Below are 20,827 nucleotides of genomic sequence, written 5' to 3'. Positions count from 1 at the left end.
CACCCGCATTCTGGCGGCAGTTGATCAGGGGAGGAAGCGCGCATGGCGCTCACAGTGCTGGAGCCCGAGGGGCTCTATCCGGATTCGAGCGTCGAGGATGCCATCTGGCAGGGCGCCGCACGCGTGCTGCGCGGCAATGCCGTGAATGACATGTCGTCGCTGTCGGATGCCATGTTGGCGCAGGCCGATGCGATCATGACGCTTCGCTGCTCCGTGCGCGCCGAGGACATAGCGCGCGCCCCCAACCTCAAGCTCGTCGTGCGCATGGGCGTGGGCTACGACCGGGTGGACCGCGAGGCCTGCGCCGCGCGCGGCGTGATCGTGTGCAATACCCCCGACTACGGCACCATGGAGGTCGGCGAATTCGCCGTGCTGCTGGCAATGTCGCTGCGACGCGGCCTGACGCTCTATCACGACACCCAGCGCGGCGACACACCCGCGCCCTGGGCCTTCATCCGCCACCCTGTCGTGCGCCGGCAGGAGGTGCAGACCTTCGCTCTGCTCGGCTGCGGGCGCATCGGCACGGCGGCAGGGCTGCGCGCCAAGGCGCTGGGCTACCGCGTCGTGTTCTTCGACCCCCTGCAGCCGAATGGCTGGGAGCGCGGGCTGGGTTTCGCCCGCGTGCGCACGCTCGACGCATTACTGGAGCAGGCCGACGTACTCTCCATCCACACGCCGCTCACGCGCGCGACACGCGGACTCATCGGCGAGCGCGAGCTGCGGCTGATGCCGAAGAACGCCGTGGTGGTGAACACCGCGCGCGGCCCCATCCTCGACATCGACGCGCTGGCACGGGTGATGCAGGACGGCCACATCGCGGGTGCGGGTCTCGACGTCATCCCGGTTGAGCCGCCGGTCGAGCCGGTGCCCGAGCTGCTGCGCGCCTATCGCGACCGGGCGCCCTGGACGTTGGGCCGCCTCATCATCACGCCGCACATCGCCTTCCACTCGCCCGAAGCCTGGGACGACATCAGGCGGCTGAGCGTCGAGACCGTCCGCGACGTCCTGCTGGAGGGCAAGCAGACCAACGTCATCCCGCCCCAGAGCGAATAGGGGAGCCAATAGGCGCGCTCATCCGCCGCCAGCGCAGCAGCATCAGCACCGCCACCACGCCGAGGCCGAGTGCGAGGCCCCACCAGACGCCGCGTGCCTCGAGCCCCGCCCACATCGCAAGGGCCACGCCCAGCGGCAGGCCGATGCCCCAGTAGCCCAAGGCGGCCAACAGCATCGGCACCTGCGTGTCCTTCAGCCCGCGCAGCGCTCCGGCCGCGACGGTCTGCACGCCATCGGCGAGCTGGAACACGCCCGCGATCATGATCAGCGTCGCACCCAGGCGCGCCGCCGACCGGGCCTGCGCATCCTGCGGATCGAGGAAGCCCCAGGCGAGCGGCTCGGCGAAGAGCAGCAGCCCGGCCGCGGTCATTGCCATGAACATGGCGCCGAGCCCGATCGCCACGCTGCCCGACAGCGACGCCGCGCCCAGCGCCCCGGCGCCGGCGAACAGCCCCACGCGCGAGGTCGCGGCCTGGCCCACCCCCATCGGCACCATGAAGGTGAAGGACGCCAACTGGATGGCGATCGCGTGTGCGGCGACGGAGGCGGCGCCGAACCAGCCCACCACGATCAGCGCGGTGGCGAAGACGCCGATCTCCAGCATCATCTGTGCCGCGATCGGCAGGCCAACGCGGAACACCTCGGCCAGGCGCGCCGTATCGATGCGCCAGAACAGCCCGAGCAGGCGGAAGCGGCGCAGCCGGCGGTCGCGCCGGATCAGCCACAACAGTGCAGCCGCCATCAGGATCTCCGCGAGCATCGTCGCGATGCCGGCGCCGAAAATGCCCAGGCCGAGGCCGAAGACGAGCGTCCAGCACAGCGCGCCATTCACCGCGACGGCGGCAAAGGCGATCCACAGCGCGGCGTTGGGCTTCTCCATCGCGGCGAGAAAACCGCGCAGCAGGATGAACAGGCAGAAGGCCGGGAAGCCCAGCATCATCGGGCGCACATAGGTTCCCGCCAGCGCCGCCAACGCCGGTTCCTGGCCGAGCAGCAGCAGTAGCGCCTCGGTGTTCCACAGGATCGCCCAGGACGGCAGGGTGACGATGCCGACCGCCCAGAGCGCCTGGCGCGCATCGCGGCGCATCTCCCGCACCCAGCCGCGCCCGAGCCCGCCACCCCGCGTGCCCGCCCCGCGCGACTGCGCGAGCATGGGGGCTGCCGCCAGCGCCATGCCGAAGGCCGGGGCCAGCAGCGCCCAGGACAGGTTGGTGCCCAGCGTCACGGCGGCCAGCGCCTCGGTGGACAGTCTTCCCAGGATCAGCGCGTCCGTCAGCGCCATCGCCATCTGCGACAGGTTCGTCAGGGCGATGGGAAAGGCGAGCGCGAGCAGCGCGCGCGTTTCCGTGAGGATCGCGGCCCGTTGTGGTGTGTGACCCGGCATGGCGCGCTCTATAGCCGGGCGGCGTTGCGGCGTCTCGCGCGGGTGCCGGCATGTGGGCTATCCTCCGTGCAACCCCTGGCCCGGAACCCCTCCCCATGAAGCGTCGCGCCGTGATGGCATCGCCCCTCCTTGCCGCTCCCCTGATCGTGCAGGCGCAGGCGCAGACCACGCCGGTGATCTCGACGGAGGAGCACATGATCCCCTCCGGTGATCCGGGGATCGAGCTGTTCCTTCGCAACAAGCGGCCCGAGGGCCTCGCTGCGCGCCCCGACCGCACCCTGTTGATGGTGCATGGCGCGACCTATCCCGCGCATACGGCCTTCGACCTGCCGCTCGGCGGGCTGTCCTGGATGGATTACATCGCCGGGCGCGGGTTCGACGTCTGGTGTCTGGACCTGCGCGGCTATGGCCGCAGCTCCCGCCCGCCGGAGATGGCGCAGCCGCCGGAGGCGAACCCGCCGCTGGTGCGGGGCGAGCAGGCGGTCAAGGACATCGCCGCCGCCGTGGCCTTCATCCGCAATGCGCGCGCGCTGCCCAAGATCACCCTGCTGGGCTATTCGTGGGGCACATCGCTGATGGGCCGCTATGCCTCCGAGAATGCGGCAGTGGTGGAGAAGCTCATCCTCTACGCGCCGGTCTGGCTGCGCCAGGGCGCGAGCCTGGCCGACCCCGGCGGCACCTTGGGCGCCTATCGGCTCGTGACCCAGGCCGCAGCGCGAACCCGGCGCGGCGCCGGGGTGCCCGAGGAGAAGCGTGCGGGCTTGGTCCCCGCCGGCTGGTTCGAACATTGGGCGGGGGTGACTTGGGCGACCGATCCCGAGGGTCTGCGGCGCAATCCGCAGGTGCTGCGCGCTCCGAATGGCTCGGTCGCCGATGGGCGCGAATACTGGGCGGCGGGGCGGCCCTTCTACGACCCCGCGAAGATCACGGCGCCGACGCTGCTCGTGCTCGGTGAATGGGACCAGGACACGCCCCCCTACATGGCGCAGACGCTGTTCCCGCTGCTGACGGCGAGCCCCGGCAAGCGCCTGGTGCTGTTGGGCGAGGGCACGCACGGGATGTGGATGGAGCGCAACCGCGGGGCCCTGTTCCAGGCCGTGCAGGTGTTCCTGGAAGAGACCATCGGCGCCTGAACCAGGGCTGAGTTGCGGGCGGGTTCGCGCGGCGGCAAGCTGCGCTGCAACGGAGGAACGCCCATGAACCACCCTGGCATGCTCGCGGCGCTACCGCCCGAGCAGACCGGCCCCGCCGCCTGGTACGGGCCGGCGATGGCCAAGGATACATCCTGGATCAGCCCGCTCTCGCCCGCGGATGTGGCGGAGGTTTCGGCGGCGGTGGCGCGCAACGCGGATGCTGATATCGCGGCGATCACGGCGGCGGATTTCCCCTTGCCGGGCTTGGCGCCGCGCCTGGCGGCCATCCGCGAGGAATTGCTGCACGGCCGCGGCTTCGCCCTGCTGCGCGGGCTGCCGGTGGGCGCGTGGTCGATCCGCGAGAGTGCGACGGCGTTCTACGGGATCGGCGCACATATCGGCCGCGCGCGGTCGCAGAACGCGAAGGGCCATGTGCTCGGCCATGTGAAGGATATGGGCCTGTCCTCGACGGACCCGACGGTGCGCATCTATCAGACGGCGGAGCGCCAGACCTACCACACCGACAGCTGCGACGTGGTGGGGTTGCTGTGCCTGAAGACCGCGAAATCCGGCGGGCTGTCGACGCTGGTGAGCTCGAGCACCATCTTCAACGAGATCCGCCGGCGCCGTCCGGACTTGCTGCCGCTGCTGATGGGGCCCATCGCGACCGACCGGCGCGGCGAGGTGCCGGCGGGGATGAAGCCCTGGTTCGAAATTCCGCCCTTCACCTGGCATGAGGGCCAACTGACCGCGCTGTACCAAAGGCAATACATCGACTCCGCGCAGCGTTTCCCCGAGGCGCCGCGCCTGACGCCCGCGCATGTCGAGGCGCTGGATTTGATCGATGACCTCGCCAACGACCCGGCGCTGAATCTGCACATGGCGTTCCAGCCCGGCGACGTGCAACTGGTGCACAACCACACCCTTCTGCATGACCGCACGGGCTTCGAGGACCACCCCGAACCCGAGCGCCGTCGGCATCTGCTGCGCCTCTGGCTCGCCGTGCCGGGCGCGCGGCCGCTGCCGCCGATCTTCGCCGAGCGCTATGGCAGCATCGCCGTGGGCGACCGCGGCGGCATCATCGTCCCCGGCACCACCCGCTTGCACGCACCCCTGGAGGCCGCATGAAAACCATCGTCATCACGGGTGCCACCGGCGGCATCGGCGCCGCCACCGCACGCGCCTTCGCGGCCGAGGGCTTCACCGTGATAGCTGCCTATCGATCCAAGCCCGCCGAGGCGGATGCGCTGGTCGCGTCGCTCCCGGGTGAGGGCCATGTCGCGCTGCCGGCCACGGTCGAGGACAGCGCCACGCTCGCCACTCTGGCGGCCGAAGTGGAGACGCGATTCGGGCGCCTCGACGTGCTGGTGAATTCGGCGGGGTTCACCCGCGCGGTGCCGCATCATGACCTCGACGCGCTGGACGACGCCTTCCTCGATGCGATGTGGGCGGTCAACTGGCGCGGGCCCTTCGCCGCCGTCCGCGCCTTCCGGCCGCTGCTGGAGAAAAGCCGTGGCCTGGTCGTCAACATCTCCTCCGTCGCAGGGCAGAACGGGACGGGGTCGAACCTCGCCTATGGCGCGCTGAAGGCGGCGACGGACAGCCTGACGAAGTCGCTCGGCCGGTCGCTGGCACCCGCCATCCGCGTGATGGGCGTGGCACCCGGCATCGTGCAGACCGGCTTCGTCCCGGGGCGCGGGCCCGAGCAGAACGCGAAGATCGCGCCCAGCATCCCGTTGCAGCGCGTTGCGGAGCCCGAGGACGTCGCGCGCGCGGTGCTGGCCTGTGCGACCCACCTCACCTATTCGACCGGCTCCACGATCCTCGTCGATGGCGGGCGCGCACTGTGATGTCGCGCCTCGTTGACCTTTGCGTCGCGCGCGCCCACCTTGGTCCCAGTTCCAGGGGAGCGCCGGCAGGGCGCTGAGAGTCCGTCTTTTCCGGCGGAGACCCTTCGAACCTGATCCGGGTCATGCCGGCGAAGGGACGGACCTTACCGCTCATAGCCGCTATGCCTGGATCTCCGTTTTTGTGTTGAGGGAGGTCCGAGATGAACCAGATCAATGCGCGCCCGCCGGTGCCGGAAACCGTCACGACCGGGCCCATCCAGGGCAGCCGCAAGGTCTATGCCGAATGGCCCGGGCGGCCCGATATCAGCGTTCCGTTCCGCGCGGTGGACCTCGCCCCCTCCGCAAAGGAGGAGCCGGTGCGCATCTACGATTGCTCCGGGCCCTATACGGATCTTTCGCACTCGGTCGACCTGTCCGCGGGCCTGCCCACCATCCGCAGCCCATGGATCGAGAAGCGGGGCTTTGCCCCAGCGACGCGACGCCCCGTGCAGCCGGTCGACAATGGCGACCTGCCGGAAGACAAGGTGCTCGCCCCATGCCCGGCGCCGCGCACGCTGCTCGATGGCAGCGGCCAGAAGCTGGTCACGCAATATGAATTCGCCCGAGCCGGGATCATCACCGAGGAGATGATCTACGTTGCCCACCGCGAGAACCTCGGGCGCGAGAAGATGCTCGAAGGCGCCGAGGCGCGCCTCGCCGATGGCGAACAATTCGGCGGCGCGGTGCCGGCCTTCATCACGCCCGAATTCGTTCGCGAGGAGATCGCGCGCGGCCGCGCCATCATCCCCGCGAACATCAACCACCCCGAGCTCGAGCCCATGGCGATCGGGCGCAACTTCCTCGTCAAGGTGAACGCCAATATCGGTAATTCCGCCGTCACCTCCTCCGCCGCCGAGGAAGTGGAAAAGCTGGTCTGGGCAATCCGCTGGGGCGGCGACACGGTGATGGACCTCTCCACCGGCCGCAACATCCACAACACCCGCGGCTGGATCCTGCGCAACTCGCCGGTGCCGATCGGCACGGTGCCGATCTACCAGGCGCTGGAGAAGGTCGGCGGCGATCCCGCGAAGCTGGATTGGGAGGTGTTCAAAGACACGCTGATCGAACAGGCGGAGCAGGGGGTGGACTACTTCACCATCCACGCCGGCGTGCGCCTCGCCTACGTACCGCTGACCGCGCGGCGCGTCACCGGCATCGTCTCCCGCGGTGGGTCGATGATGGCGCGCTGGTGCCTCTCCCACCACAAGGAGAGCTTCCTTTACGAACGCTTCGACGAGATATGCGACATCATGCGCAAGTATGATGTGTCCTTCTCGCTCGGCGACGGGCTGCGGCCGGGCTCCATCGCGGATGCCAATGACGCGGCGCAATTCGCCGAGCTCGAGACGCTGGGCGAGCTGACCAAGCGCGCCTGGGACAAGGGCTGCCAGGTGATGATCGAAGGCCCCGGCCACGTGCCGATGCACAAGATCAAGGTGAATATGGAAAAGCAGCTGGCCGAATGCGGCGAGGCGCCCTTCTACACGCTCGGGCCGCTGACGACCGACATCGCGCCGGGCTATGACCACATCACCTCCGGCATTGGTGCTGCGATGATCGGGTGGTTCGGCTGCGCGATGCTCTGCTACGTCACGCCCAAGGAACATCTCGGGCTGCCGAACCGGGATGATGTGAAGACCGGGGTCATCACCTACCGCATCGCGGCGCATGCGGCGGACCTCGCGAAGGGCCACCCGGCGGCCCAGCTGCGCGATGACGCCCTGTCGCGCGCGCGCTTCGATTTCCGCTGGGAGGACCAGTTCAACCTGGGGCTCGATCCCGATACGGCGCGGGCCTACCACGACGAAACGCTGCCCAAGGATGCGCACAAGGTCGCGCATTTCTGTTCGATGTGCGGGCCCAAGTTCTGCTCGATGAAGATAACGCAGGATCTTCGCGCCGAAGTGCAGCGCATGGAGGGGATGGAGCAGAAGGCCAGCGAATTCGCGCAGAAGGGTGGGCAGATTTATCTACCGGAAGCAGCGGCGGAGTAAGCAAGGCTGGAGGAAAGGAATTTCCTCCAGACCTCCATTCTTTTATTTTTGGCTTTCTGGTTCAGGCGGCGCGGCCGAGGCCAGGAATGAACGCACAGCCGCGGCGAACTCGTCTGGAAGGTCGTGGTGGATGACGTGGCCGGCCTGGAAGGTTTCTAGGCGCGTGTTCGGGCGGCGCGCCGCCATCTCCGCAAGATGGGCGCCGTCGACGGCCTGGCTCTCGCTGCCGCGGATCAGAAGGACCGGGTGGGTCGTGGCAAGCCAGTCCTCCCAATAATCGCCATTCAGGCCGAGCTTCGCGTCGGCCAGCTTCTCCGGCGAAAACACCAGCGTCCAACCCTCCTCCGTGCGGCGGATCGAGGGTTCGACAGACCACAGCAACCGCTCGCCCACGGCGGCTTCCAGATCCGCGCGGTTCGAGAACTCGCCGCTCCAAGGGCGCATGAAATCCAGCGCGCCGGTGTAGACGGCGGGCGACTCCTCGATGACCATGGCCGCGACGTGCTCGGGGAACCGCGCCGCGAAGCGAAACGCCACCGTGCCGCCCAGCGAATTGCCAATCAGCACCACGGGCTCGTCGATGCCCAGGTGGTCGAGGAATTTGCCCAGATCGTCAATATAGCCTTCCCAGGACAGGTCATCGGGCTTGCTGCTCCGCCCGTGCCCGCGCTGATCGAGCGCGACCAGGCGGTACTCGGGGCCCAAAGCCTCGGCCAGCTCTGCCCAGGTGCTCGCTTCCATCCAATAGGCGTGCAGGGCGACGACCGGGCGGCCCTCGCCTTCGAAATCCAGGTAGGAAAGAACCAGGTCACCGTTCTCGAAGGTGCTCCTCAACATAGGCGTCCTCCTTGACCGTCATTCGGCGGGAACGACGAAACGGAGAGGGGGTTGCAACCGCCCTGCACCGCCGCCTGCGCTTGACGCCGCCTCACCGCCATGGCGCGCTGGGAGTTCTGCTTCCGGAGTATCCCGATGCCCAGCCCCGAATGGCGCGCCCGCGCCGGCAGCCCCTTCGCGACCGAGAAGCACGCCGCGCGCGGCCGCGCCGGGATGGTCGTCACCAACCATCCCCTCGCCTCGGCGGCGGGGGCGGAGATGCTCGCCGCCGGCGGTAATGCGGTGGATGCGGCGGTGGCCGCACTCTTCGCGCTGACCATCGTTGAGCCGATGATGGTCGGCATCCTCGGCGGCGGCATGATGCATCTGCGCCTGCCGGACGGGACGCACTCCGTGCTGGACGGGCTGTCCACCGTGCCCGCCGCCGGCACGCCGGACATGTACACGCCCAGAAGCCAGGACTGGCCGGCGGCGCTGGAGGTGGAGGGGCGCGCCAATACGCTCGGGCCCCTCGCCGTCGCGGTGCCGGGCAACCTGCTCGCCTGGTGCGCAGCGCTCGATCAGCACGGGCGGTTGTCGCGCGCGGATGTGATGGCGCCGGCGATCCGCTTGGCGCGGGATGGCTACGCGGCGACGCCCTACCTCTCTGAATGCGCCGCCGATGCGGGGCCGGACATCGCGCGCGATGCCGCGCTTGCGGCGCTGTTTCTGCCCGGTGGTTCGCCGGTGGCACCCGGCGCGCGCGTGGTCATGGGCGCAGCGGCGGAAACACTCACCACCATCGCGCAAGAAGGTCCGGGCGCGCTGCATGGCGGCGCCATCGGCCGGCTGGTTGCCGATGGTGTCGCGAACCGCGGCGGCATCCTCGCCGATGCCGACCTGCGCGATGCACGGATGATCGAGCGCGACGTGCTGCGCGGCACCTATCATGGCTATGAGATCATCGGGCCGCCGCCGCCATCCTCCTCCGGGGTGCATGTGCTGCAGATGCTGAACATCCTGTCCGGCTACGACCTGCGCGCACTCGGCTTCGGCACCGCCGAGACGACGCACCTGATCGCCGAGGCACTGAAGATCGCCTTCGCCGACCGTGCCGCCGCCACCGCGGACCCGGCCTTCGTGGACGTGCCGGTGGCGAAGCTGCTCTCGCAGGCGTACGCGGATGAGCGGCGCGGCGCCATCGACATGGGGCGCGCGCAATCCTGGTCCGCCGGCGTCGCGGCCGGGGAGAGTCCCAACACCACGCATCTGACGGTGGCCGATGGCGAGGGCCGCATCGTCTGCGCGACGCACACCATCAACTCCTTGTTCGGCGCCCGCTTCCTGCTGCCGGAGTTGGGATTGATCCCGAACAACTACATGGCGCTGTTCGACCCGCGCCCGGGCCATGCGCTGTCGATCGCGCCGGGCAAGCGCATCACGACGAGCCAAGCGCCGCTTATCGCTCTGAAGGATGACAAGCCTTTCGCGGCCCTTGGCCTTCCAGGTGGTCTGCGCATCTTCGGCTCCGCCATGCAGGCGATGATCGCGCTGATCGACCATGGGATGAGCTTGCAGGAAGCGGTGGAGGCCCCGCGCGTCTGGACCCAGGGCGAGGCGCTTGAGGTGGAAGCCGGCATCGCCCCTGCCGTTCGCGAACGTCTCGTCGCCATGGGTCACACGGTGAGTGTGCAGCCCCACGTCGCAGGCGGCATGTGCGCCATCCGCTTCCACGATGACGGCTCTCTCGAAGGCGCGGCCTGTTGGCGTGCCGACGGCACGGCCATCGGCATCGGCGGCGGCCTGGCGCGTGCCGGCGTGCGCTTCTGGCCCGACAAACCCCGCTCTTGAGGCGGTCCGGGGCGCCGCCCCGGCGGAGGGTGCGGGAGGGGACCTCCCGCTGCTTTCTTTCTACCGTGCTGCAGTTGTCCGCCCCTCGACCCGCGCATCGATCGAGCCCCTTCGTTCGATCGCCTCCGCGACCACGTTCACGATCAACGGCCCCCCGGCCGCATCGACGACCACCCGCGCGGTCCGCAGCCCCGCATACCCATCTCCGCCCCGCGCGAGGAAATCGACCGTCGCCAGCCGGTAGCGTCGCGCCATGTCGAGCGGCGCGCCGTCCACGGACACCTCGCGAAGTCGGCTCCCGGGCGGGTCCCCTGGGTCGTAGGTGAGGGTGATGCCGGAGGTCTGCGGGAAGCGCCCTGACGCGGTCTCGACGGAAGACAGCCCGTGCTCCAGCACGCCTTGCAGTTCCGCCCCGGTCAGTTCCAGCAGCACCACGGTGTTGCCGAAGGGCATCTCGGATAGCAGGTCGCGCCGCGTGAAGTCGTGCCCCGCAGGGTATTCGCGGTTGCCGCGGAGCGCGCCGCCGTTGATCAGCGCGGCGTCGGCGTGGAAATGGGCGCGCAGCGCGTCGGCCATGAGGTCGCCAATCGCCGCCTCGCGCATGCGCACCAGCGTCGTGCGGCTGTCGAGCGGCGCGGTCAGGCGCGCGAGCGTGCGGCCGAGCGCCTGGTCCAGCTGCGCGTCGATGGCGCGAATGGCGGCGTCGAGGCGCGGCTCCGGTGTGACGTTCATGTTGGGGATGAAGCGCCAGCCGAGCGAGGTGACGCGGGTGCGTGGGCCAGTGCGGTCGAGGTCGAGCTCGATGGCGGCGAGCCAATGCGCGTCCTGCCCGGCCTTGAGGATCAGCGGGCCGGTCTCGAGGATGCTCATCGGGTCGTGGTCATGCGCACCGAGGATGAGGTCGATGCCCGGGATGTCGGTGGCGATGGAGCGGTCATCCTCGATGTTGAGGTGGGTGAGTGCGACGACCAGATGGGCGCCCGCCGCGCGGAGCGATGCGGCACCGCTGCGGAGTGCGGCCTCGGGCGGGGTGAAGCTGATGCCGGCGGGGTTGGACAGCACGGCGGTGGCCGGCGTCAGCACGCCGACGAAGCCGATGCGCAACCCGCCGGGCGCTTCGTGCATGTGGGTGGCGACGCAGCCGCCGAACGGCTGGCCATCGGCGCCGAGCACGTTGGCGCCGAGCCAGGGGAAGGTGGAGGCGGCGATGTTCTGCGCCGCCGCCTCCGGCCCGAAGTCGAATTCGTGGTTGCCGAGAACGGCAGCCGCCGGCGCCAGCTCGTTGAACAGCGCCACCATGTGCCGCCCCTTGGTGATGGAGGAGGCGAGCGAGGGCGAGAACAGGTCGCCGCCGAAGGTGAACACCACCGGACCGCTGGCCGCGGTCCGTACCTGGGCGATCAGTGTCTGCAAGCCCGCGAGCCCGCCACGGCCGCGCTGCGGCGCGTGTTGGTAGATGTCGTTCACGTGCAGGAAGGTGACGCGATCGCCCGAGGGCGTCTGCGCGGTCACTTCGGTGGCGGCGAGTGTCGGCAGCGCGAGCAGCCCGCCCATGACGGCGCGGCGGGAGGCGGGGTGGGCAGCCATCGGCGGTGTTCCTGTCATGTCGGGCACGCAGTCTAGGATGAACCGCATCCCCCCTCCACGGGGGGCGCCGGCTGGTCCACACTGCGCGCTGAACAGAGTGGGGATGGCGATGTCGGCGGGGGAGAGGCGTGCGCAACTGCGCGCGATTCTGGCAGGGGATGTCTGCGTGCACCCGGCTTCGGTGCATGATGCGATGGCGGGGCGGATCGCCGCGGATCTGGGGTTCGAGCTGGGGATGCTCGCGGGTTCGACCGCGTCCCTCGCTGTGCTGGGCGCGCCGGACCTGATCGTGCTGACGCTCACCGAATTCGCGGAACAGGCGCGGCGCATCACCCGCGCCGGCGCGCCGCCGCTGCTGTGCGACGCCGATCATGGCTACGGCAATGCGCTGAACGTCATGCGCACGGTGCAGGAGCTGGAGACGGCGGGCGTGGCGGGGTTCTCGCTGGAGGATACCGAATTGCCGCGCCCGTTCGGGGACGGTGCGACTCGGCTTATCTCGCTTGCGGAGGGGCTGGGCAAGATCAAGGCCGGGCTCGCGGCGCGGGAGGATGCCTCGCTGGTCATCATGGCGCGCACTGGAGCCGTGGGCATCACCGGCATGACGGATGCGCTTGAAAGAGCGCGGGCGTACGATGCTTGCGGCGCCGACGTGCTGTTCTTCACCGGCATCACCGAGCGCGCGCAGCTCGAAGCGCTCTCGGCCGCGACGACGCTGCCGATCATGCTGGGCGGGCTGAGCCCGGCGCTGGCCGACAAGGTGTATCTCGCTTCCCAGCGGGTGCGCATCGCGCTGCAGGGCCACCAGCCGATCGCGGCTTCGATGGCTGCGGTGCACGCGACGCTGAAGCAGTTGCGCGATGGCGTCGCGCCGGGACAGCTCACCGGGGTGCCGCCCGCGGATTTCATGAAGCGCATCACCCGCGAAGCCGACTACGCGCAATGGACGCAGGATTATTTGGGGAGCAAGCCATGAGCCATCAGAACGAAGCCATGAACCGGGAAAACCAGGTCAGCTACCTGACGCTGCATGAATACGTGAAGAAGGCGCGGCAGAAGCTCACGCCCGACATCTGGGACTACTTAATCGGCGGCACCGAGACCGAGACCACGCTGCGCCGCAACCGCCTCGGGATCGAGACGCTGGCGCTGCGCCCGCGCGTACTGCGCGACGTCTCCGCACTCGACGCGTCCACGAGCTTCGCCGGCCGGCGCATCCGCCTCCCCGTCGCCCTCGCCCCGGTCGGCAGCCTCGAATCCATGTCGCCCGGCGGCACCGGCACCGCGGCGTTGGCGGCCGAGGCCTTCGGTGTGCCGATCATCGCCTCCTCCGTCACGCCGGCGCCGATCCTGGCTGAGGTCGCCAAGACCAAGGGCCCCAAGGTGTTCCAGCTCTATGTCCGCGGCGACGAGGCCTGGCAGGAGGAGCAGATCAAGCGCGCCGAGGATGCCGGCTACGACATGTTCTGCTTCACCGTGGACACCGCCATCTACAGCAGGCGGGAACGCGACATCGCCAAGCGCTTCGTGAAGTCCTGGCGCGCGGCCGCGGTGGGGATGCAGTACCAGGCCGCGCTGAACTGGAAGCACGTCGAGCATTACAAGGCGCACCACAAGCTGCCCCTCGTGCTCAAGGGTATCGGCACCTCCGAGGATGCGTCGATGGCCGTCGAGCACGGCGTCGACGTCCTCTACGTCTCCAACCATGGCGGCCGTCAGCTCGACCATGGGCGGGGCTCTATCGAGGTGCTGCCCGAGGTGGTCCAGGCGGCGGCGGGGCGCGCCAAGGTCTGGGTCGATGGCGGCTTCTCGCGCGGGACGGACGTGATCAAGGCCATCGCGCTGGGTGCGGACCTGGTCGGGCTCGGGCGGCTGTACTGCTATGGCCTGGCCGCCGAAGGGCAGGCAGGGGTCGAGGGCGTGCTCTCGCTGCTGGAGAACGAGATGCATTCGGCCCTCGGCCTGCTGGGCGCGCCCAACCTTGCCGCCCTGGGGCCGCAGAGCCTGCACTCGGCGGGGGCCACGACCATGCCGCATGTGCACAGCGCCTTCCCGCTGCTCAACCTCGCCGATCAGGGCTATTGAGTAGAGCGGATCGTTGACGATTCGCACAAAATGTTGAACAGCATGACGGTGGTCCCCGCGCTAGGTCAGGGGCCTTAGGATTCTGCACGCTGGCGCCCGGGGACGAATCGGGCGCCTGTGCCATCATGGTGTGACGACAACCCTGGCCGCCGGTCACGACCGGCGTCTTTGACGTGGAAACCTGATAGGCGGCGTGTGGACGGGTCCGGTCACCGAGAGCTGAGGTTGGAGGGCGGCCTGGCCGATGCGCCGTCGTGGCCACGTCCGCGCGGCATCCGCCGAGCTCTCGTGCTGCTCTGCCTCGCCTTGCTGCTGCCCGCCTGGGTCGCGGTCGGCGTCATGGTGCTGCGCATGGCGGACAGCGAGCGCAACCAGATCGCCATGCAGGGCACCGACGCGGCGCGCCGGGCAGCTGGCGCAATCGAACGTGAATTCAACGGGTTGCGCGCGGCGCTGCTGGCGCTGGCGACTTCGCCTTCGCCGGGCGGGCTCGACTATGCCGCGCTGGAGGTTCAGGTGGCGACGCTCGGGACGCTGCTCGGCGTCGGGCTGCGGGTGGAAGCGCGCCCCGCCGCGGCACCGGCGCGCGAGGTCACGATCGGGCAGCTGGAAGCGGACCCGCAAACGCGTCAGCTGGTGCTGCCGCTCGCCGTCACCTTACCCGGCGCGCCGCCGCGCCAGCTGGTGTTGCGCGCCGAGGCGGCGGGCTTCTGGTCCGAGGCGCTGCGTCGCGCCGCGCTGCCGGACGACTGGCCGGTGATCGTGCTGGATGCGGAGGGGCGCATCCTGGCGCGCCTGCCGGTCTCGGATCGCATCGGCCAGCTGATCGGCGGGCCGAACCGCTTCCTCGTCACCGGCGCCGCGCAGGGGCGGCAGCGGACCACCGGTCCCGACGGCAACGAATTCGACGTGGCCTGGCAGCGCGTTGCGGAGACCGGATGGACCGTTGCCGTGGGTGTGCCGGCCGGGGCCGCCGATGCCGCGCTGTTCGATGCGGTCTGGCCGCTGCTGGTCGGCAGCGCCGTCCTCGCGGTTGTCCTTCCGCTCGGCATCTGGCTGTGGGGCGTGCGCTGGATCGTGCGGCCGCTCGCGGCCCTCGCGCGCCAGGCCGCGGCCCTCGCGCGCCAGGCCGCGGCACTCGGGCAGGAGGACGCGGCGCCGCGCCCGGTCCCGAGCGGCATCCGCGAGATCGACAACGTGGCAGAGGCGCTGCGCGGGGCGGCGCTGGAGCGCAGCCAGCGCCAGGCAGAGATCGCCGCGAGCGAGGCGGCGTTGCGGCGCTTGCTCGACCACCTGCCGGTCGGCGTGGTGCTGGTCGAGGCGCCATCGGGGCGCGTGCTCTACCTCAACAAGCGGATCTCGGCGATCAACGGCGTCGCGGTCGATCTCGGCGGCCATGTCGGCAGGGCGACCGACGATTGGCAGGCGCTGGACGCCGAGGGCCGCCGCCTCGCCGCGGCCGAACTGCCGCTCGCGCGCGCCGTGCGGACGGGGCGCGCGGCGGTGGGCGACTACCAACTGCGCCGCGCCGATGGCCGGCTGGTCTGGCTGCGCTCGATGGCGGCGCCGATGCGGGCGCCGGACGGGGATGCGGTGACCGGCGCGGTCGGCGTGATCGTCGAGGTGGGCGATGAATACGCCGCCGTTCGCGCGCTGGGCGAACAGGTCGAATCCGAGGCCGCCGCCCGCCGCGACGCGATGGCCGCCGCCGCCGCCCTCGCCGCCTCGGAGGAGCGCTTCCGCCAGTTCGCCGAGGCGAGCCCGGACGCGCTGTGGATCCACGACCCGCGCTGGGCGGCGCCCGTCTTTGTCGGGCCCGCCGCGGCGGCGCTGTCGGGATTGTCGGCCGAGCGCCTCGCCACCGATCCGGACGCCTGGATGTCCGCGATTTTTCCCGAGGACCGGGCGCAGCTGCGCGAGGCGATGGAGGCTGCGCAATCGGGCCGCCTCGCCGCCGCGGAGTACCGGCTGCGCCGCGTCGACGGCGCCACCATCTGGATCCGCGATATCGTCTTCCCGATCGGCGGGGCGCAGCCGGGCGGGATCAAGCTGGGGCCGCCGCGCATCGGCCGGCTGGCGCGCGATTCGACCGCGCGCAAGGGCGCCGAGGCGCGCCAGGCGCTGCTCATCGCCGAGCTCAATCACCGCGTGAAAAACACGCTGGCGACGGTGCAGTCGATCGCGCAGCAGACCGCGCGCAGCAGCACCGGCACGGAGGACCCCGCAAGCTTCGTCGCGGCCTTCACGGCCAGGCTGCGGGCGCTTGCCCAGGGCCATGACCTGCTGACGGCGAGCACCTGGACCGGCGCGCCGTTGGAAGCGCTGATCGCCGCCGTGCTGGCCCCCTGGCGGGGCGGCAAGCCGCCGCGCATCATCGTCGAGGGGCCGCCGCTCTGGCTCGGGGCGCGCCAGGCGCTGGCTCTGGCGCTGGCGCTCCACGAGCTCGCGACCAATGCCGCCAAGCATGGTGCGCTCGCGCCCGACAGCGACGGACAGGCGCGGCTTACCTGGGAGGTGCTGGCGCAGGGCGGCGCGCGGATGGTCTGGCGCGAAAGCGGCGGCCCGCCGGTCACCACGCCGATGCGCGAGGGCTTCGGCTCCCGCCTGCTCGGCCGCGGCCTCGCCGGCGAGCTCGGGGCGGGTTCGTCCGTCGCGCTGCGCTACGAGGCGAGCGGGCTGTGCGCCGAGATCAGCTTCCCGCCACCGCCGCCGATCGAGACCTCCGCCGCCGGGGACCTCTCGTGACGCCGTCGCGGCCGCTGAGCGGGCGGACCATCCTGGTGGTCGAGGATGAGCAGCTGGTGGCGATGCTGATCGAGGATGCGCTGGTCGATGCCGGCGCCATCGTCATGGGCGCCGCCGCGACGGTGGCCGAGGCGCTGATGCTGCTGGGCACCTCCGTCCCCGACGTCGCGGTCATGGACATGAACCTCTGCGGGCAATCGGCGGCGCCGGTGGCGGATGCCCTGGCGGCGCGCGGCGTGCCCTTCCTGGTGGCCACGGGCTACGGCGCCGCGGGGCTGCCGAAAGGCCACGAGAGCGCGCCGGTGCTCGCCAAGCCGTTCGACCCGAACGACCTGATCCGCCAGCTCGTGGCCCTCGCCGCCCGCCCTCCCGCGGCCTGAGAGCTGGCTTGGCACGGGTTCGCGCGCGGCGGATGGCAGGCGTCGCCAACCCGTGCCATCCTGGCCGAGTGACGACATCGCGAGCTTGCGCAGTGGTCGCGCAAGGGTCATTGAGAACTATAGCGTAATGTTCCAGATTGGTCCCGGCGGGCCCAACGGGCACGCCGAGGAGGGGTAGGTATGCCGGTCGCTCAGGAAGGTCGCTCGCTCAAGATCACGACGCCGCTCGGCGCCGACACCCTGGTTCTGCGCAGCGTGCGCGTGCAGGAGGCCTTGTCGCGCCCCTATCTGATCCAGGCGGAGATGATCGGCGACTCGGACGCGCACAAGCCCGCCGACCTGATCGGCAAGGTCATCGGCATCACCGTCGTCTCCAGCGACATGACGCGCGAATTCTCCGGCGTGGTGCGCAATTTCGGCAAGGTCGGCCAGCTGGACGCCGAGATGTCGGTCTACCGGCTGGAGGCGGTGCCGAAATGGTGGCTGCTGTCGCGCACCGCCGATTGCCGCGCCTGGCAGAACAAGTCGGCCAAGGACATCGTGACCGAGCTGACCGGGGAGGGGGGTGCGACGCCGGTGCGCTGGGGCGGGTCGGTGCCGACCACGGTGCGGCCCTACGTCATCCAGTACAATGAATCCGACATGGATTTCTGCCAGCGCATGCTCGATGAGGTGGGTGCGGCCTACTGGTTCGACCAGACCCTGTCGAGCCACGAGATGGTCGTCGCCGGCGCCAATGCCGAATATCCGCTGCACGGCACCGACCTCGTCGTGCGCGGCGAGGACGAGTTCAAGGACGGCGTCACCGCCTGGTCGCTCCGCAGCGAGCATCCGCCGGCCAAGGTGATGTCGCATGATTTCGACCTGATCACCCCCTCATCCTCGCCCATCATCAAGCAGTCCAGCTCGGTGCTGCCGACCAAGGGGGCGGAAAGCTTCGAGATGTTCCTCTGGCCCGGCGGCAGCCATGGCCACCCCGATATTGATCCGGCCAAGCTGTTCATGGAGCAGCTCGAGGCGGGCTCCATTGTCGCGACCTGCACCACCAAGGACCCGCGCATCCATGCCGGGTCGCGGGTCAAGGTCGCGCCCAAGCTCGGCAGCGCGACCGAGACCTGGCTCGTCACCGAAGTGGTCCATGCCGGGTATGACGAGACCCAGCTGTCCGGCGACGGCACCTTCCACTACGCGGCGCAGCTCACGCTGATCCCGGCCGACCGCACCTTCCGCGTGTCCAATCCGCGCCCGCGCCCGCATGTCCCGGGCCTGCAATCGGCGATCGTGGTTGGCACCGGCGAGATCGACACCGACGACAAGGGCCGCGTGCTGGTGCGCTTCCTGTGGGACCGCAAGAAGCAGTACCAGGGCGGCACCTCCATCCGCGTGCGCATGGTGCACCCCTATGCCGGCGCCTGGGGCGGCGCCTTCTTTCTGCCCCGCATTGGCGACGAGGTGCTCGTGGGCTTCGTCGACGGCGACCCGGACAAGCCGGTGATCGTGGGCACGCTGTTCAATGCCGACGGGCCGCCGCCCTGGCCGCTGCCGGGCAACAAGACGGTGGCGGGCTTCCTCTCGCGCTCGACCGAGGGCGGGATGGCCGGCGATGGCTTCGTGAGCCCGACGGCGGCCGATGCGCTGACCTCGGACCACACCAAGAAGGCCAACATCATCCGGTTCAACGACAAGATCGGGTCCGAGGAGGTCTACCTCCAGGCGCAGAAGGACCAGCTCCAGAACGTCAAGAACGATCGCAAGGAGTATGTCGGCCACGACCATCTCGAAGAGATCAAGAACGACCGCACCATCACCGTGCGCAAGGGCAATGACGTCTTCCTGGTCGATACCGGCACCCAGACGACCACCATCGAGGGCAACCACACCACCACCATCCGCACCGGCAACCAGGCCAACACCGTCAAGACTGGCAATCAGGACAACCTGGTCGAGACCGGCAACCAGACCAACGTGGTCAAGACCGGGACGCAGACCACGACGGTCAAGGGCGACCAGTCAGTGACGGTCCAGTCCGGCGACCAGACCATCAAGGTCGAGAGCGGCAAGCAGACCATGGAGGTGAAGGGCGACACCGCGCTCAAGGTGACGACCGGCAACCGCACGGTGAAGGTTGATTCCGCCAGCTACACGCTGGAGGCGGCCGTGAAGATCACGCTCAAGGTCGGCAGCAACTCGATCGAGATCAGCCAGTCGGGCATCGAGATCAAGGGCATCCAGTTCACCGTCAAGGCCGACGGAATGGGCACGGTGGACGGGGGCGGCATGCTCACCGTCAAGGGCGGCATTGTGAAGATCAACTGACATGAGCCAGACCCTCCCCAAACTCTCCGTCCCGCTGCCGCCGATCCTGGCGCGGCTCGAACTCGAGCCCGAAAGCGAGGAGGCGCTGGCCGGCGCCCAGGACGCGCTGCAGGGCATCGAGCAACTGGTCGAGGCCGGCAAGCTGGTCGAGGCCGCGCGCCTGGTCGCCCACGCGCTGCCCAAGCGCGAGGCGGTGTGGTGGGCCTGCATGTGCGCCCGCGCCGTGCCCGACCCGGCGCTCAAGCCCGAGGACCTCGCCTCGCTCGCCGCCGCCGAGGCCTGGGTGCGCCGGCCCGAGGAGCGCGCGCGCCGCGCCGCCGCCGAGATCGCCGAGAAGACCAGCTTCAAATCCGCCGAGGCCTGGGCCGCGATGGGCGCCTTCTGGTCCGGCGGCAGCCTCGCACCGGAGGGCATGGCCGACGTGCCGCCCGGTGAACATTTGACGGGGGTGGCGGTCGCGGGCGCCATCGTGCTTGCCTCCGTGCGCGTGGCGGTGGAACGTCAGGATGAGCGCCTGCTCAAATTCCTCGACAGCGCCCGGGCCATCGCGGCCGGGGGCAGCGGGCGGATCGAGCCGGAGGAGCCGTGACGCGGCGCACGCTCGTGAACGTGGTGGCCAAGGGAGCCTGAGCCTGTGGAATTGACGCTGAGCGTGCTGCGCTGCCCGGATAGCGTGGTGCCGGAACAGCGCCGCGTGCCCGGCGGGGATTACCGGCTCGGGCGCGGCGCCGAATGCGACTGGGTGCTGGCCGATCCGGACCGGCTGCTGTCGAAGCAGCATTGCGTGCTGGAGTTTCGTTCGGGTGGCTGGGAGGTGCGCGACACCTCGACCAACGGCACCTTCGTGAACCACGCGACGGCGCCGGTCGGGCGCGACCAGGCCGCGATCCTCAACGATGGCGACCGCATCCGCCTCGGCGCCTACGAGATCGAGATCCGCGTCGAGCAGGCCGCCGCCGGCGACTGGGGCGGTGGTTCGGGCATGCCGATGGCGTCCCAGGCCGCGCCGGGGTGGGAGACGCCCGCGCCCGCGCGGCAGGAATGGAACGCGCAGTCGGCACCGCGCGAGGTCGGCGGCGCCTGGGAAGCCTCGGGCTGGGAACAGGCGGCGCAGCCGACGCGGCAGCAGGACCCGATGGCGCCGCGCATCGCCGGCGACCCCTTCGCGATGCCGGGCATGGAACAGCCCTCCGGCTACGGCAACGCGCCACCGGCGGGCATTCCCGGCGGCGGCCTGCCCGGCGCGGATCCCTTTGCCGCGCCGAGTGGCGACCCCTTCGCCAGCGAGGCGATGCCCGACCACCGGTCCTCGACCTCGGATGCTTTCTTGCCGCCGCGCGCGATGCAGCAGGTCTCGGGCATTCCCGACGACTGGGATCTCGACCTTGCGCCCAAGGCGCCGGTGAACCAGGGACCGCCGCCGCCGGCGCCCTCGGGGCCGGCGAAGGCGGTACCCGATGACTGGGATTTCGGCGATCTTTCGCCTGGCGCCGCGTCGATGCCCGCCGCACCCGCGCCGACGCCCGCACCGCGTCCGATGCCGGCCGCGCCGATGATGGCGCCGCCGGCCGCACCGCCGCCACCGCCGATGGCG

General features: G+C 70.2%; 16 protein-coding genes and 1 riboswitch. Of the genes, 13 read left to right on the top strand and 3 right to left on the bottom strand.

Annotated elements, in window-relative coordinates:
- The first annotated feature begins 42 nt into the window (after positions 1–42).
- Positions 43–1,053, top strand: a complete 1,011-nt coding sequence (locus tag GXW79_RS14630; RefSeq protein WP_211875150.1) for a C-terminal binding protein — start codon at positions 43–45, stop codon at positions 1,051–1,053.
- Here the strand turns inward: GXW79_RS14630 and GXW79_RS14625 are convergent.
- Positions 1,031–2,437 carry an MATE family efflux transporter gene (locus GXW79_RS14625; RefSeq protein ID WP_211875149.1) on the bottom strand — a complete coding sequence of 469 codons (1,407 nt, stop codon included), beginning with the start codon at positions 2,435–2,437 and terminating at the stop codon, positions 1,031–1,033. The two genes, GXW79_RS14630 and GXW79_RS14625, sit on opposite strands and share 23 nt — an antisense overlap.
- A gap of 95 nt (positions 2,438–2,532) precedes the next feature.
- Here GXW79_RS14625 and GXW79_RS14620 point away from each other — a divergent pair, with 95 nt between their 5' ends.
- The 4 genes from GXW79_RS14620 to thiC all read left to right on the top strand — a co-directional run bounded on the left by GXW79_RS14620 (position 2,533) and on the right by thiC (position 7,453).
- A complete protein-coding gene (locus GXW79_RS14620) occupies positions 2,533–3,570 on the top strand; it encodes an alpha/beta hydrolase (RefSeq protein ID WP_211875148.1) in 1,038 nt (345 codons plus the stop codon).
- Between the two features lie 63 nt (positions 3,571–3,633).
- Positions 3,634–4,698: a TauD/TfdA family dioxygenase gene (locus tag GXW79_RS14615; protein WP_246504017.1), complete on the top strand. Its 1,065-nt coding sequence runs from the start codon at positions 3,634–3,636 to the stop codon at positions 4,696–4,698.
- The gene (locus GXW79_RS14610; RefSeq protein WP_211875147.1) at positions 4,695–5,420 is read left to right on the top strand and encodes an SDR family NAD(P)-dependent oxidoreductase; all 726 of its coding nucleotides are present in this window, start codon (positions 4,695–4,697) and stop codon (positions 5,418–5,420) included. Before GXW79_RS14615 ends, GXW79_RS14610 begins: the two co-directional genes overlap by 4 nt.
- Before the next feature lie 43 nt (positions 5,421–5,463).
- A riboswitch (TPP riboswitch) is annotated at positions 5,464–5,575 on the top strand.
- Positions 5,576–5,620: 45 nt separating this feature from the next.
- Complete coding sequence (gene thiC, locus GXW79_RS14605) at positions 5,621–7,453, top strand: phosphomethylpyrimidine synthase ThiC (protein WP_211875146.1); 1,833 nt, start codon at positions 5,621–5,623, stop codon at positions 7,451–7,453.
- A 42-nt stretch (positions 7,454–7,495) separates the two neighbouring features.
- Here the strand turns inward: thiC and GXW79_RS14600 are convergent, their stop codons facing one another.
- Complete coding sequence (locus tag GXW79_RS14600) at positions 7,496–8,290, bottom strand: alpha/beta fold hydrolase (RefSeq protein WP_211875145.1); 795 nt, start codon at positions 8,288–8,290, stop codon at positions 7,496–7,498.
- 135 nt (positions 8,291–8,425) lie between these two features.
- Between GXW79_RS14600 and ggt the strand changes: the two genes are divergently transcribed.
- Positions 8,426–10,120, top strand: coding sequence for a gamma-glutamyltransferase (gene ggt / locus GXW79_RS14595; RefSeq protein WP_281414738.1), 1,695 nt, complete (start codon positions 8,426–8,428; stop codon positions 10,118–10,120).
- 60 nt (positions 10,121–10,180) lie between these two features.
- Here ggt and GXW79_RS14590 read toward each other — a convergent pair whose 3' ends face one another.
- Entirely contained in the window at positions 10,181–11,707 is a 1,527-nt protein-coding gene (locus GXW79_RS14590) for a bifunctional metallophosphatase/5'-nucleotidase (RefSeq protein WP_246504016.1), read from the bottom strand.
- A 166-nt stretch (positions 11,708–11,873) separates the two neighbouring features.
- Here GXW79_RS14590 and GXW79_RS14585 point away from each other — a divergent pair, with 166 nt between their 5' ends.
- The 7 genes from GXW79_RS14585 to GXW79_RS14555 form a co-directional block, all read left to right on the top strand.
- Positions 11,874–12,683: an isocitrate lyase/PEP mutase family protein gene (locus tag GXW79_RS14585; RefSeq protein WP_211875144.1), complete on the top strand. Its 810-nt coding sequence runs from the start codon at positions 11,874–11,876 to the stop codon at positions 12,681–12,683.
- Positions 12,680–13,792, top strand: a complete 1,113-nt coding sequence (locus GXW79_RS14580; RefSeq protein WP_211875143.1) for an alpha-hydroxy acid oxidase — start codon at positions 12,680–12,682, stop codon at positions 13,790–13,792. Before GXW79_RS14585 ends, GXW79_RS14580 begins: the two co-directional genes overlap by 4 nt.
- A gap of 225 nt (positions 13,793–14,017) precedes the next feature.
- Positions 14,018–16,537 carry an HWE histidine kinase domain-containing protein gene (locus GXW79_RS14575; protein WP_211875142.1) on the top strand — a complete coding sequence of 840 codons (2,520 nt, stop codon included), beginning with the start codon at positions 14,018–14,020 and terminating at the stop codon, positions 16,535–16,537.
- Positions 16,534–16,917, top strand: coding sequence for a response regulator (locus GXW79_RS14570; RefSeq protein ID WP_367614916.1), 384 nt, complete (start codon positions 16,534–16,536; stop codon positions 16,915–16,917). Before GXW79_RS14575 ends, GXW79_RS14570 begins: the two co-directional genes overlap by 4 nt.
- A gap of 180 nt (positions 16,918–17,097) precedes the next feature.
- Positions 17,098–19,233: a type VI secretion system Vgr family protein gene (locus GXW79_RS14565; protein ID WP_211875141.1), complete on the top strand. Its 2,136-nt coding sequence runs from the start codon at positions 17,098–17,100 to the stop codon at positions 19,231–19,233.
- A gap of 1 nt (position 19,234) precedes the next feature.
- Positions 19,235–19,822, top strand: coding sequence for a DUF6931 family protein (locus GXW79_RS14560; protein ID WP_211875140.1), 588 nt, complete (start codon positions 19,235–19,237; stop codon positions 19,820–19,822).
- 45 nt (positions 19,823–19,867) lie between these two features.
- Positions 19,868–20,827 (top strand): type VI secretion system-associated FHA domain protein (locus tag GXW79_RS14555; RefSeq protein ID WP_211875139.1); only part of this gene is annotated, 960 nt, incomplete at its 3' end.

It is taken from the genome of Plastoroseomonas arctica (genome assembly GCF_018128965.1).
In the GTDB taxonomy this organism is placed as follows: domain Bacteria; phylum Pseudomonadota; class Alphaproteobacteria; order Acetobacterales; family Acetobacteraceae; genus Plastoroseomonas; species Plastoroseomonas arctica.
Note: the sequence above shows the minus strand (reverse complement) of the source record. Positions and strands in the feature narration are given on the sequence as shown.